At 68.7% G+C, this 13,186-nt stretch carries 14 protein-coding genes; 7 read left to right on the top strand and 7 right to left on the bottom strand.

All coding sequences use genetic code 11. The features are described from left to right. From ACT9F5_RS06005 to ACT9F5_RS05995, 3 genes are read right to left on the bottom strand one after another with little or no spacing between them, the layout of a single operon-like run. Positions 1–474, bottom strand: a complete 474-nt coding sequence (locus ACT9F5_RS06005) for a DUF3106 domain-containing protein (protein ID WP_445118982.1) — start codon at positions 472–474, stop codon at positions 1–3. Between the two features lie 2 nt (positions 475–476). Continuing rightward, entirely contained in the window at positions 477–899 is a 423-nt protein-coding gene (locus ACT9F5_RS06000) for a hypothetical protein (RefSeq protein ID WP_445118981.1), read from the bottom strand. Further along, positions 896–1,501 carry an RNA polymerase sigma factor gene (locus ACT9F5_RS05995; RefSeq protein ID WP_445118980.1) on the bottom strand — a complete coding sequence of 202 codons (606 nt, stop codon included), beginning with the start codon at positions 1,499–1,501 and terminating at the stop codon, positions 896–898. The genes ACT9F5_RS06000 and ACT9F5_RS05995 overlap by 4 nt, the downstream gene beginning before the upstream one ends. A 138-nt stretch (positions 1,502–1,639) precedes the next feature. Here ACT9F5_RS05995 and ACT9F5_RS05990 point away from each other — a divergent pair, with 138 nt between their 5' ends. Together ACT9F5_RS05990 and ACT9F5_RS05985 are read left to right on the top strand one after the other, a co-directional pair. Further along, positions 1,640–1,969 carry a proton-translocating transhydrogenase family protein gene (locus ACT9F5_RS05990; RefSeq protein ID WP_445118979.1) on the top strand — a complete coding sequence of 110 codons (330 nt, stop codon included), beginning with the start codon at positions 1,640–1,642 and terminating at the stop codon, positions 1,967–1,969. After that, positions 1,966–3,384 carry an NAD(P)(+) transhydrogenase (Re/Si-specific) subunit beta gene (locus ACT9F5_RS05985; RefSeq protein ID WP_445118978.1) on the top strand — a complete coding sequence of 473 codons (1,419 nt, stop codon included), beginning with the start codon at positions 1,966–1,968 and terminating at the stop codon, positions 3,382–3,384. The genes ACT9F5_RS05990 and ACT9F5_RS05985 overlap by 4 nt, the downstream gene beginning before the upstream one ends. Before the next feature lie 21 nt (positions 3,385–3,405). Here the strand turns inward: ACT9F5_RS05985 and ACT9F5_RS05980 are convergent, their stop codons facing one another. Beyond that, entirely contained in the window at positions 3,406–3,786 is a 381-nt protein-coding gene (locus tag ACT9F5_RS05980; protein WP_445118977.1) for a hypothetical protein, read from the bottom strand. Positions 3,787–3,998: 212 nt separating this feature from the next. Here ACT9F5_RS05980 and sufT point away from each other — a divergent pair, with 212 nt between their 5' ends. Both sufT and ACT9F5_RS05970 read left to right on the top strand, forming a co-directional pair. Beyond that, entirely contained in the window at positions 3,999–4,556 is a 558-nt protein-coding gene (sufT, locus tag ACT9F5_RS05975; RefSeq protein ID WP_445100753.1) for a putative Fe-S cluster assembly protein SufT, read from the top strand. A gap of 247 nt (positions 4,557–4,803) precedes the next feature. After that, positions 4,804–6,786: a M20/M25/M40 family metallo-hydrolase gene (locus tag ACT9F5_RS05970; protein ID WP_445118976.1), complete on the top strand. Its 1,983-nt coding sequence runs from the start codon at positions 4,804–4,806 to the stop codon at positions 6,784–6,786. Positions 6,787–6,853: 67 nt separating this feature from the next. Here the strand turns inward: ACT9F5_RS05970 and ACT9F5_RS05965 are convergent, their stop codons facing one another. The 3 genes from ACT9F5_RS05965 to wrbA all read right to left on the bottom strand — a co-directional run bounded on the left by ACT9F5_RS05965 (position 6,854) and on the right by wrbA (position 8,432). After that, on the bottom strand, positions 6,854–7,339 hold the full coding sequence (locus ACT9F5_RS05965) for an asparaginase domain-containing protein (RefSeq protein WP_445118975.1): 486 nt from the start codon (positions 7,337–7,339) through the stop codon (positions 6,854–6,856). A 155-nt stretch (positions 7,340–7,494) separates the two neighbouring features. Beyond that, positions 7,495–7,845: a DUF2069 domain-containing protein gene (locus tag ACT9F5_RS05960; RefSeq protein WP_445118974.1), complete on the bottom strand. Its 351-nt coding sequence runs from the start codon at positions 7,843–7,845 to the stop codon at positions 7,495–7,497. Further along, positions 7,842–8,432, bottom strand: a complete 591-nt coding sequence (gene wrbA, locus ACT9F5_RS05955; RefSeq protein ID WP_445118973.1) for an NAD(P)H:quinone oxidoreductase — start codon at positions 8,430–8,432, stop codon at positions 7,842–7,844. The genes ACT9F5_RS05960 and wrbA overlap by 4 nt, the downstream gene beginning before the upstream one ends. Before the next feature lie 82 nt (positions 8,433–8,514). Between wrbA and ACT9F5_RS05950 the strand changes: the two genes are divergently transcribed. From ACT9F5_RS05950 to ACT9F5_RS05940, 3 genes are all read left to right on the top strand, one after another. Beyond that, positions 8,515–9,780, top strand: a complete 1,266-nt coding sequence (locus ACT9F5_RS05950; protein ID WP_445118972.1) for a YihY family inner membrane protein — start codon at positions 8,515–8,517, stop codon at positions 9,778–9,780. A gap of 3 nt (positions 9,781–9,783) precedes the next feature. After that, positions 9,784–10,413, top strand: coding sequence for a redoxin domain-containing protein (locus tag ACT9F5_RS05945; protein ID WP_445118971.1), 630 nt, complete (start codon positions 9,784–9,786; stop codon positions 10,411–10,413). Between the two features lie 183 nt (positions 10,414–10,596). Further along, on the top strand, positions 10,597–13,062 hold the full coding sequence (locus ACT9F5_RS05940) for a winged helix-turn-helix domain-containing protein (RefSeq protein ID WP_445118970.1): 2,466 nt from the start codon (positions 10,597–10,599) through the stop codon (positions 13,060–13,062). Positions 13,063–13,186: the final 124 nt, after the last annotated feature.

The following is a 13,186-nucleotide window of genomic DNA, read 5'->3' as shown; positions in this document are numbered from 1 at the left end:
CTATTCCCCGCCGTCGCGCTCCGGCGCGGGGTGTGCCGTTACCCAGGCGTTGCGCTGTTCCGGCGTCATCGCGCGCCATTCGGCCTTGAGCGCCTTGCGTCCGGCGTCGTCGAGGCTGCGCATGCGGTGGTAGAGCGCACGTGCTTCGGTGCGCTGTTCCGGCGACATGTGCTGCCAGCGGCGGACGCCGCGATGGGCGTGGCGTCGCTGTTCCGGCGTCATCTCCTGCCAGCGCCGGGCGCGTTCGAGCAGGCGGGGGCGTTGTTCGGGTTCGGAATTCCAGCGTTCGCGGATGGGTGCGATCAACTGCTCGCGCTGGGCCGCGCTCAATTCGTCCCAGGCCGGCATTGCCTGCTGCGGCGCGGCCAGCGCGAAGCATGGGCTGATTGCGAGGGCTGCCAGCAGCATCCAGCCGAAGTGGCGTGGTCGCGTGTTGGAGCGGAAGGTGGGGGCGCTGCGGGTCGGGTGGTTCATGGTCAGTATTCCGAAGGCGGGGGCAGGGCGTCGTCGTTCGCCGCCAGCCACAGGTAGAGGTCGGGGTTCTCGTCGAGTGCCGCGAGCATGCCGTCGATTTCGCTGTCGATCTCGGCGCGCTGGCTGGCGCGTTCGAGCGGGTCCAGCGCAGGCGCCGCGACCGCATCGTCGGTGCTGGCCATCCGGGGCGTGGGGACGGTGTCCGACGTCATCGTTTGCAACTGCGAAGCAAGCATGAGCGCGAGTGCGGCCGCGGCGGTGCCGCCGGCGAGCAGCCAGCCGAAGCGGTGTGGCGTCGGCGTCGGCGCCAGGGCGGCACGACGGGCCTCGCGCAAGCGTGCACGGATCTGTGGGGAGACGTGGTCCAGCGCCTGTGCGTGGCAGTCGCGGGCGTCACGGTCGAAACGGGTGTCGGGATGGTTCATCGCCAGTCCTCCAGTTGCTTCTGCAGCGCATCGCGTGCGCGCGACAGGTGGGTCTTGACCGAGCCCTCGCTGCAGCCCATCGCCTGCGCGGTGGTGGCGACGTCGAGCTCCTCCAGGATGCGCAGGCTGAAGGCCTCGCGCTGGCGCCGCGGCAGCCCTGCCACGGCTTCTGACAGGCGCGCATACGCTTCGCGGCCATCGTGCGTGCGTGACGGGTCGGGACCGTCGTCGGTCCAGTCCGGCATGCTGCCGTCGTCGCGCTCCAGGCTGGGCGCCAGCCAGCGCAACCGGAACGTGCGTCGGCGCTGGATGTCGACGATGCGGCTGCGCAGGATGCTCCAGAACAGTGGCGTCCATTCGGCCGAGGGCCGGTCCTGGTACTTGAGCATCTTCATCATCGCGTCCTGCACCGCGTCCAGCGAGTCCTCGCGCTGGCGCAGGCCGATCTCGGCGAAACGGAACGCACGCGTGCCGATGCTGGCCAGGAAGTGGTCGAGCGAGGCGTAGTCCTGCGCTGCCGGCGCGGGTTCGTGCGCGGCAGTCGAGTGGATCGACACGGTGGACGGGTTGTCATCGGCGTGCTGGCTCACGGGGTCGAGCATATAGGGCGCTCCCTGCTGCAAGGGGAAACGCGCGGACCCGCCGGTGGTTGACATGCCGTTGGAACCCCCGGGGCGCCGTCCTGCCGCGCATTCCGGGCGCGGTTATGATGCGCGGGACATTGCATGGAGGGGCGGACGATGGGCGATGGCTCGGTGGCGCAGGCACTCACGATGCTCTACATCTTCATGCTGGCGGCGATCGCCGGCCACGTGATCATCTCGCGGGTGCCGGTGATCCTGCATACGCCGCTGATGTCGGGCTCCAACTTCATCCACGGCATCGTCCTGATCGGGGCGATGGTGGTGCTCGGACATGCCGACACCACGCTGGAGAAGGCCATCGGATTCGTCGCGGTGCTGCTGGGCGCGGGCAACGCCGCCGGCGGTTACGTGGTAACCGAGCGGATGCTGGACATGTTCAAGTCGAGCAAGCCGCCCGCCGGCAAGTCCAAGGGGGATGCTTCGTGAGCGGCACGCAATGGCTCGCCGCGGCGAGCTACTTCGTCGCCGCGACGCTGTTCCTGCTCGGCCTGCAGCGGATGGCCTCGCCGAAGACCGCGCGCAGTGGCATCCGCTGGGCTGGCGCAGGCATGGTCATCGCGACCGCGGCGACCTTCCTGCTCGACCTCGACAACCTCGGCCTGATCCTGACCGCGCTGGTGATCGGCACCGGCGCGGCCTGGTGGTCGGGCAAGAAGGTCGCAATCACCGACATGCCGCAGATGGTCGCCCTCTACAACGGCATGGGCGGCGGCTCGGCGGCGGCGATCGGCGCAGTCGAGTTGCTCAAATACGCCTCGCTGGTGCCGGGCGAGCCGGTGCTGGCGCAGGGCAGCGAGCTGATGCCCTCGACCCTGACCCTGGTATTGGCCGTGCTCGGCGCGGCGATCGGCGCGGTGTCGCTGTCGGGCTCGGTGATCGCCTGGGCCAAGCTCGACGGGCGGCTCGACCGGCGGGTGATGTTCCCCGGCCAGCAACTGTTCAACGCGCTGGTGCTGGTGGCGATGCTGGTCGCCGGCGGCTGGGCCGTGATGACGCTGGAGGTGCCGGTGATCCTCGCGTTCTTCGCGCTGGCGCTGCTGCTGGGCGTGCTGATGACGCTGCCGATCGGCGGCGCCGACATGCCGGTGGTGATCTCGCTGTACAACGCGTTGACCGGACTGGCGGTGGCGTTCGAGGGCTACGTGCTCGGCAACCAGGCGCTGATCATCGCCGGCATGATGGTCGGCGCCGCCGGCATGTTGTTGACCCGGTTGATGGCCAAGGCAATGAACCGGCCGATCAGCGGCGTGCTGTTTTCCAATTTCGGTGGTGGCGGGGAAGCGCAGGAGATCGCCGGTTCGCAGAAGCCCATCGAGGCCGGCGACGTCGCCGCGATGATGGCGTATGCGGAAAGGGTCGTCATCGTCCCGGGCTACGGCATGGCCGTCGCACAGGCGCAGCACAAGATCTGGGAGCTGAGCCAGAAGTTGATCGAGCGCGGGGTCAAGGTGAAGTTCGCGATCCATCCAGTGGCGGGCCGCATGCCGGGCCACATGAACGTGCTGCTGGCCGAGGCAGGTGTGCCCTACGACCTCATCGCCGACATGGACGACATCAACCCCGAGTTCCCCAACACCGACGTCGCCCTGGTGATCGGTGCCAACGACGTGGTGAACCCGGTGGCCAAGACCGATCCGTCCAGCCCGATCTACGGCATGCCGATCCTCGACGTCGTCAACGCGAAGAACACCATTGTGATCAAGCGCGGCAAGGGCACCGGCTTTGCAGGTATCGAGAACGCGCTGTTCTACGCCGACAACACCCGCATGCTGTACGGCGACGGCGCCGAGATGGCGAGCGCGCTGGTGTCGGAACTGAAGGCGCTCGACGGCGGGCATTGAGCCCGTCGCCGGCGCAAGCGGTTAGCGCGCGGTGACCGCCGCCACCAGTAGGGCCAGCAGCAGCCAGGCCAGGTCCCAGGCGCCGTTGGCCAGCTGCGCCAGCGTCCACGCATGGTTGAACCCGAGTTTCAGCGCCGAGGCCCACGGGGTCAGCCCGAGCATGGCGCCCAGTTGCGCGGCGATGATGCCCCAGTTGGCCAGCACCACGATCGCGGCGGTGGCGACCAGTGCGACCGCCACCCGCGCCGGCCCGCGCGGCCAGTGGCCCAGGCGCAGCATCCAGGCAATGTCGAGCGCGCCGATCACCGCCATCCAGCTGTTCTGCGAGGCGTTGTAGAACCCCAGCGTGATCCACGCCGCGGCGAAGCCGAGCGTGCCCAGTACCAGCAACGGCCATGACATCCACGAAATCGATGTCCGCGCGGTCCGGCTCGCAGGATGGCCGGGAACGTGTGCGGTCATGTACGTGGACTCATGCAGGGCGCCTTGGGAACGGGGATTGACGTTCGACCGTCACCGGCCGGGCCAGCCCCAGAGCATAGCCGGAGTGGGGTTTGGGTCATATTGGACTAGAATGGTCCTACTTCCGTTTCCACAGACCCGGCACCGCCCACATGTACTCCCGCAGCAGCGAACCCGTCCGTTTCGAGCGCGATTGCGCCGCCGTCCTCGTGCCGCAGGGCGAGGCGGTCAACCTGCCGGCCGGCAGCGTCGGCTACATCACCCAGGCGCTCGGCGGCAGCTACACGGTGTTCGTCGAGGGCAACCTGTTCCGGATCGCCGGCAAGGACGCCGACGCCATCGGCAAGGAGCCCGCCGAGCCGCTGGAACTGGCCGAAGGCGCCGACGACGAAGCGGTCGAGCAACTGGTCTGGAAGCAGCTGCGCACCTGTTTCGATCCGGAGATCCCGATCAACGTGGTCGACCTCGGGCTGGTCTATTCGGCCACCATCTCGCCGCATCCGGAGCACGATGGCCAGCGCCTGGTGCACATCGACATGACCCTGACCGCACCGGGCTGCGGCATGGGCGAGATCCTGGTGTCGGACGTGCGCGACAAGATCGAGATGATCCCGACCGTGGCCGAGGCCGACGTCGACCTGGTGTTCGAGCCGCCGTGGGGGCGCCACATGATGTCCGAAGCGGCGCGGCTGGAAACCGGGATGTTCTGAGCGCGTGCCGCCCCGATACGGCGGCGAATTGCGGTTTCATGACGCGCATCACGCCCGGGTGCGCCGTTTTGCTGCGCCTGCAGCTTGAGTCCATGGCGCCGGGGCGCGTAGCGTCACGGGGCTGGCAAAGATTGCCGGTACGAGGCATCGGCCGGATGGACAGGGGGATCCGGGCAGGGGGCGTTGTCGACCCATCGCCATACACGGAAAGTCGCCGGGCCACCGGCGTTCCACAAGGAGTGCCCCAATGAACCGCAATACCCGATTGCTGGCCGCGCTGGTCGCGGCAACCCTGTTCGCGGGCGTAGCCCACGCGCAGGGCGACCATCGCCATGCCAGCGCCGAACTGACCAAGCGGCTCGCGCACGATCCCTTCGCACCGGTCTACATCGTCACCTCGCTCGACAGCTACCAGCGCGGCCTGCAGACGATCGCGAGTGCGCCCAGCACCGAGAGCGACGGTATCGGCAACACGCTGGTGATCTCGCAGATCCAGGCGCACCAGCTGACCGCCGTGAGCCGGCAGATCCATGCGCAGGAGCATCGCTGCGGCGGCTTCTTCGCGTTCGCCAGCCGTGACGAGGCCGAGGCGTTCCTCGCCAATGATCAAAGCGCGCAGGCCATCGCCACGACCTTCGCCGACTACAGCGTCGACAACCAGGCCACCGTCGGTCCGTGGCTGCCACAGGTGCAGGAGTCCAACATCCGGGCCACCATCGACCACCTCTCAAACGACTATCCGAACCGCTACTACGCCAGCACCTCCGGCCGCCAGTCGGCCGAATGGATCCGCGACAGCTGGGCGGCGCTCGCCAGCGGTCGCAGCGACGCCAGCGCCGAGCTGTTCACCGACTGCAGCAACTGCTCGACCCAGCCGTCGGTGATCCTGACCATCGAAGGCACCGACCTGGCCGACGAGGTCGTCGTGCTCGGCGGCCACCTCGACTCCATCTCCAGCTCCGGCAGCGGCGACAACATGGACGCGCCCGGTGCCGACGACGACGCCTCCGGCATCGCGACCCTGACCGAGGTGATCCGGGTCGCGCTGGCCGGCGACTGGAAGCCGCGGCGCACGGTCAAGTTCATGGGCTACGCGGCCGAGGAAGTCGGGCTGCGCGGTTCCAACGCGATCGCGCAGTCGTTCGCCAACCAGGGCGAGGACGTGGTCGGCGTGCTGCAGCTGGACATGACCAACTACGCGTCGGGCGCATCGGTCGACATGCAGTTGATCACCGATTACTCCAACGCCGACCTGCAGCAGTTCCTGCGCGACATCTTCGACGAGTACCTGGCGCCGCTGGGGCTGACCCGCGGGACCTACACCTGCGGCTACGGCTGCTCCGACCACGCCTCGTGGACCAGCGCAGGCTACCCGGCGGCGATGATGTTCGAGGCCAGCTTCAACAACGACATCCACACCCCGTACGACACCCTGTCCAACATGGGCGGCACCGCCAGCGCCTCGGTGCCGCTGGCCAAGCTGGGCCTGGCCTTCCTCGGCGAACTGGCCAAGACCGAAGGCGGCGGCGACACCGATCCGCCGGACGAGGGCAACGTGCTGGAGAACGGCGTGCCGGTGAATGGTCTGTCGGCCGGCACGGGCAGCGATGTCGTCTACACGCTGGACGTCCCGCAGGGGGCCAGTGACCTCGACTTCACGATTTCCGGCGGCAGCGGCGACGCCGACCTGTACGTCAACTTCGGCAGCGCACCGACCGACAGCTCGTACGACTGCCGGCCGTACCGCAGTGGCAACGCCGAGACCTGCAGCTTCGCCGCGCCCGAGGCGGGCACCTGGCATGTCCGGGTCAAGGCGTACCAGGCCTTCAGCGGTGTCGGCCTGGTGGGCGGTTACGTGGTCGACGGCGGCGGCGATGGTGGCGACGAACGCCAAGCCTACGAGAACGCAACCGACTACGACGTCAACGACAACGCCACGGTCGAGAGCCCGATCAGCGTGTCAGGCCGCAGTGGCAATGGGCCGGTCGACGCGGTGGTGTCGGTCGACATCCGCCACAGCTACCGCGGTGACCTGCGGGTCGACCTGGTCGCGCCCGATGGCAGCCTCTACAACCTGCACAACCGGGGTGGTGGCAGTGCCAACGACCTGATCGGCGATTACACCGTGGACCTGTCGAGCGAACCGCTCAATGGCAGCTGGAAGCTGCGGGTCAACGACAACTACACCTACGACGACGGTTACATCAACGGTTGGGGCCTGGAGTTCTGATCCAGTCTGGCAGGCTGGTTGTCCAGGCTCGTTGTAACGGAGCGCCCCGGTTCGCCGGGGCGTTTTGTTACAGCGACTCGAACCGGTTCGCCTCGACATTCTTGCGGACCTTTGCAGGGTCCCAGATGCGCCCGTTCATCGCGATGTAGACGCCCGCCGGCAGCGACTGCACCGCACCGACCGCGGTGCCGATGTTGAACTCCGCGTCCGAACCGCGGAAACGCGCCGGGTTCAGCGCGCCGGTCAGCACGATGGTCTTGCCTTCGATGCTGGCCAGCACCCTGGCGGTGGCGACCATCGAGTCGGTGCCGTGGGTGACCAGCACGTGGCGTGCATCCTGCGCGGCGATGGTCGACCGGATCAACTCGCGGTCGGCCTCCTCGATGTGCAGCGAATCCTTGCGCATGATCGGGACGACGTCGTAGCGGAACGCGACGCCGAGCTCGTCGAGGATGCGCCCGATCTGCGGCTCGCCGATCTGGTAGTCCGACTTGTCGTCGAAGTAGATCTTGTCGATCGTGCCACCGGTGGTGACGATGCAGAGCTGGTCCATGGGGCGCCGGGGTGCGGAAGGGGGCGTGAATTATACGGTGGCACCTGGCATGTCGCCGGCCCTGTAGGAGCGGCTTCAGCCGCGATCCCGATCCGGTTCGCGCGACCAGGCATCCGATCGCGGCTGAAGCCGCTCCTACAAATGCCTCAACGCCCCTAGCGCCTTTTCGCGAACCGCGCGCGCAGCCCCGGCAGGCTCGCGGCGAACACGACCACCACTGCAAGCAGCAACTCGATCCACGCCAGCCCGCGCTCCTCCGGACGGATCCATGCGACCAGCACGCCGTGGCTGAACCATGCCAGCGCGAGCACCGCGCTCAACAGCCCGGCGGTGCGCGCGCGTCGCCAGGCGGCGAACGCGCACAGCGCCGGCGGCAAGCCGAACACCAGCAGCGCAACCGTGTCCGGGTGCGCGTGGCCGAACCAGAACGCATACAGCAGCACCAGCGCGATCAGGCTCGCGATCAATATCCGCTTGGCCGGCGGCAGCGGCGACGTCGCGCTCATGCCAGCTTCGCCGCGACCATCGCGACGCGGCGGCCCAACGCGCGCGCCAGGTGCGCTTCGTCATCGCTGGTCTGCGGATCGTCGCTGGCCCCGGCGACATGGCTGGCGCCATACGGCGTGCCGCCGCCGCGGGTCGTGCTCAGCAGCGGCTCGGTGAAGGGGATGCCGAGCACCAGGCAACCGTGGTGCAGCAACGGCACCATCATCGTCAGCAGGGTCGACTCCTGGCCGCCGTGCATGCTCGCGGTCGAGGTGAACACACCGGCCGGCTTGCCGACCAGGGTGCCGCTGGCCCACTGCGCGCCAAGCCCGTCGAGCCAGTGCTTGAGCGGCGCGGCCATGTTGCCGAAGCGGGTCGGGCTGCCGAGCAGCAGGCCGGCGCATTCATCCAGATCGCGCGCTTCGACATAGGGCGCGCCCTCTTCCGGAACCGGTGGCGCCGCGGCCTGGGTCACCGCCGCGACCGGCGGCACCGTGCGCACGCGCGCCTGCATGCCCTCGACCTCGCCGATCCCGCGCGCGACGTGCCGGGCCAGCCGCGCGACCGAACCGCCGCGGCTGTAGTACAGGACCAGGATCTCGGGCATCGACGCGTCTCGTGCAGGGCAGGCGACAAGGATAGAGCAAGCTCACGCGCCGGCCTCGACTCCATCGGTTAACCTCCGGCCAATGGAACCGCTGGATTCGCTGTACCGCTGGAGCGACCGCATGCGCGACAAGGCGCGGGCGGGCGCGTTCCTGCGCTTCCTCGCCAAGCGCTTCACCGAGGACGACCTGTTCCAGGCCGCCGGCGCGCTGTCGTTCACCACCGTGTTCGCGCTGGTGCCGTTGTCGATGGTGGTGTTCGGGGTGCTGTCGGGGTTCCCGCTGTTCGCCGAGTGGAGCGAAAAGCTCAGCGACTACATCTTCTCCAACTTCGTGCCGACCGCCGCGCGCTCGGTCGAGGACTACCTGCTGCAGTTCTCGACCAACGCCGGCCAGTTGACCGTCGCCGGCGTGATCGCGCTGGTGGTATCGCTGCTGATCACGCTCAACGGGGTCGAGGCGGCGTTCAACCGGATCTGGCGGGTCCACTCGCATCGGCCGAAACTGGGTCGGTTTCTGGTGTACTGGACCGTACTGACCCTCGGGGCGCTGGTGGCGGCGGCCAGCCTGGCGCTGTCGGCGCGGTTCTTCGCGCTGTCGGTGTTCGATACCCGCGCCGGACACGTGCTGGAGGACTTCATGCTGCGGGCCGCGCCGATGGTGCTGGAACTGCTGGCGATCGCGAGCATCTACAAGGTGGTGCCGCACCGCACGGTGCACTGGCGCCATGCGATCGCCGGTGCGGTGCTGGCCACGCTGCTGTTCGAACTGGTCAAGAGCGGCATCGGCCTGTACCTGGGCACGTTCGGCAACTACTCGAGGATCTACGGCACGCTCGCGTTCGTGCCGATCTTCCTGCTGTGGATTTTCCTGAGCTGGGTCGCGGTGTTGCTGGGCGCGTCGCTGGCGTCGTCGATCTCCGCGTTCCGCTACCAGCCGGTGTCGATGCGGCTGCCGCACGGCTACGAGTTCTACGGCCTGCTGCGCCTGCTCGCGCGATTCAACGAGGCGCGGCGCCATGGCCGCGGATTGCACAGCGACGAGATCCAGCAGCTGGAACCGATCCTGACCGACGCGCTGGTGCAGGACATGCTCGGCCAGCTTGGCGAGATCAACGTGGTCCGGCGCGCCGAAGGCGGCGAATGGCTGCTCGCGCGCGACCTCGACGAACTGCCCATGACCGAGCTGTACGAAGCCTGCCACTTGCGTATCCCGATCGCCGAGGCGCACCTGCCATGCCGCGACGATGCATTGGGGCAATCGGCGGTGGACGCCATGGACGAGTTGCGCGTGCCGCTGCGCAACCTGCTCAAGCGCCGCGTCGGGACCATCCACGCCGAGGAGAAATGATCGATGCGCCATCCTGTTTCCATCACCGTGCTGGGCAGCGTGCTGGTCGCCATCGCGCTGTGTGCCTGCCAGCCATCGGATACGTCCGGGTCGGACTCCGACACTGATGCGGCTGCGCCGGCCGCTACCACGCCGACAGCCCCGCCGCCGGTGGCGGCGCCGGGCCCGGATGGCGAAACCGCCGCGGCGGACCGGCCGGCGTTGAAACTTCCGGCCATCGACGGCTCCGGCTATGACCTTGCCGCGCACCGCGGCAAGTGGGTGGTGGTCAATTTCTGGGCAACCTGGTGTGCGCCATGCCTCAAGGAAATGCCGGAGTTGTCGGCACTGGACGCGATGCATGAACACATCGAGGTGATCGGCCTGGCCTACGAGGACATCGAGGTGGAGGCGATGCGTGCGTTCCTGGTCGAACATCCGGTGGTCTATCCCGTCGCGATCGTCGATACCTACGCCCCCCCGGCGGATTTCGACACGCCACGCGGCTTGCCGATGACCTATCTGATCGCGCCGGACGGCCGCGTCGCCAAGAAGGTGGTCGGGCCGGTCACCGCACGCGAGATCGAGGACGCGATCGCCGCGCATGGCGGTCCGCAGGCCGATGCGTCGGCGGCGGCGCCAGGTCCCGCATGATCGCCGCACCAACGCCGGCACGAACGCCCGCCGGATGATGGTGCGAGCGTGATGCCGCATTCAGGCGGCCGCTGAAAGCTCGAACTGCCAACTGCCTTGCGGTACCGCCGTGGCGGATGGGCCATGATCGGACGGGCAATCCCGGGCGTGGGAGCCCGGCCGGCAGACGAGTCCCAGCACGACATGACGACCGCCCGTTACCGCTTTGGAAACCACGCCCTGGACCTGGCCAGGCGGGAGCTCAGGCGCGACGGTAAACCGGTGACCCTGCAGGCACGGGTGTTCGAATGCCTGGACTACCTGTTGCGGCATCGTGACCGCGCGGTTGGCCGCGATGAACTGGTCGAAGCGGTGTTCGCGCGATCCGATGTTTCCGATGCGCAACTGGCGCAGATCATCCTGCGCACGCGCCGTGCGGTCGGCGACGACGGCCATCGCCAGCATTCCGTGCGCACCGTGCCGCGTTTCGGGTTCCGCTGGACGGCGACGACCGTGGCGGAGCCGGTCGTGGAGGCGCCCGTCGTGGCGGAGCCGGCCACGGAAAGGCGGGCCGAACCGGTTCCGGTGCACACCGTCGACGCGATCCCGCCGCGCGCGCACGGCCGCAGCGGAGCCGCGCCACCCGCCGCCGGAGCGATGCCACTGCGCCCGGCCGCGGAACCCGCCGGCCGGACGCCACAGGTGGCGACGGAACGCATGCCCCGCCCGGTATTGCTGGCGGGGGCTGCATTGATAATGGTGTTCGCCGGCTTGCTGGCCTGGCTGGTCCCGCGCCCCTCGGTATCGGCTGATCGATTGTCGGCGCGCGTCGAAACCGCGGTGCCGGGTGGCGCCATCATGCTCCTGCCCACCCAGGTCGTCGCTGCCGGCGATGTCGCATGGGCACGGCTGGGCCTGATGGATTACCTCGCCGACCGCCTGCGCCGCGCGGGCCTGCCGGTGCTCGCCAGCGAAACCACCCTCGGCGTGCTGCGCCGGAGTCCCGGGCTGGCGAACGACGCGGCGGCGCTGCGCGAGACCACCCGCACCGTCTGGGTGGTCACCAGCCAGGCCGCGCAGGAACAGGGTCAGTGGAACGTATCGCTGGTCGCCGCCGATCCGCACGGCGTGGTCCAGCGTGGCCAGGCCAGCCACCTCGACCTGCTCGAGGCGGCCCGCATCGCCGGCGACCGGTTGCTGGCGGCACTGGGCGGTCGCCTGCCGGCCGAGGCCGCCACCGATCCCGACCTCGCCGAGCGGTTGCAACGCGCGCAATCGGCAATGCTGGCCAACGAACTCGACACTGCGCGGAGCATCCTCAACGACGCGCCGGAACTACAGCGTTCGCAACCGCAGTTGCGCTATCGCCTGGCCCTGGTGGACTTCCGCGCCGGCAACTACGAGCGCGGCCTGGCCAGCCTCGACGGACTGCTGGACACTTCGCAGGCGCGCGCCGACCCGCTGTTCCATGCCCGGCTGCTGAACACGCGCGGCGCGATGCTGATCCGGCTGGACCGCTATGCCGAGGCCGAAGGCATCTACACCGATGCGGTGCGCCTGCTCGAAGGCGACGACCAGCCGGCCGAGCTGGGCCGGGCGCTGAATGGCCGCGCGGTCACCCGCTCCTCGCTGGGACGGTTCGACCAGGCGCTGGCCGATCTCGGGACGGCGCGGGTGCAACTGGCGCGCGCCGGGGATCTGCTTGCCGTTGCGCGGGTCGATGCCAACCTCGGCAACGTGGAGATGGATCGCGATCGTCCGGCCCAGGCGGTGGGCTACTTCCGCAAGGCCGCCGGGGACTTCGCGTCGATGGGCGCGGTCAACGAACTGGCCGCGATGAGCGGCATGCTGATGACCGCCGAGTTGCAACTGCTCCAACCGGAGCGCGCGTTGCAGGAAAGCGAGCGTGCATGGGGCTTGCGCGAGCGCGTCCGCGACCCGGCGCAGGACGCCAACCTGCTGCTCGGCCGCACCGAAGTGCTGATCGCCAACGGGCGGTTGAGCGAAGCCCGCGACCTGTTGCGGTTGCCGGAGGCCGACAACGTAGTGCCCGGCGACTTCCGCCGCCGCGAGTTCCTGCAGATGGAACTGGCCTGGCAGGCGGGCGATCCGCGCTCGACGGTACTTTTGGCCGAACAGGCTTTGCGCGGCTGGCCACCGGACACCCGGCCCGAATTGCGCGCCTGGACCCGTTTTCGCCAGCAACAGGCGATGTTGCAGGCCGACCTGCCACCGACCGGGGTGAACGTCGACACACTGGGCGACAGCCTGCCGGAGCGGTTGATCCATGCGGTGGTGCAGCGCGCACGCGGGGACGAGCGGGCGGCCGATGCGAGCTACCGGGAGGCCCTGGCACTGGCCGAGCGGCGCGGCATCGCTGCCGAGATTGCCGAAGTGGTGCGTGCGCACGCATCGTGGCTGATCGACCGCGAACGGCTCGACGAGGCGGGTGCGCTGGTGGGCCGGGTGGCCCCTTGGGCCGAGCGTGATTTCGACCTCGCCCTGCTGCAGGCCCGCCTGTTCCGTCGACTCGGCCAGCACGGACCCTGGCAACAGGCACTGGAGCATGCACGACGCCTGGCCGGTGAGCGGAACATCCCGGCGGAGCTGACCTTCCCGATGCCCGGCAATGAGGTGCGTGTCGCCCGCGGCGCCATCGCAGGCAGCTGATTCAAAAGGAGAAATATTTTCGTAAAGCGATCGTCATGAAGTTGGAATGACGGTCCGGCAGGGGCGTGACAGCGTCCGGAGCCATGTCGCGAGTTGCCCACCCGGGCGGCCGCGTTCGTCCACT

Source organism: Lysobacter sp. F6437 (assembly GCF_052547215.1).
The sequence above is the reverse complement of the archived record's forward strand: the minus strand, read 5'-3'. Positions and strand labels throughout refer to the sequence as shown.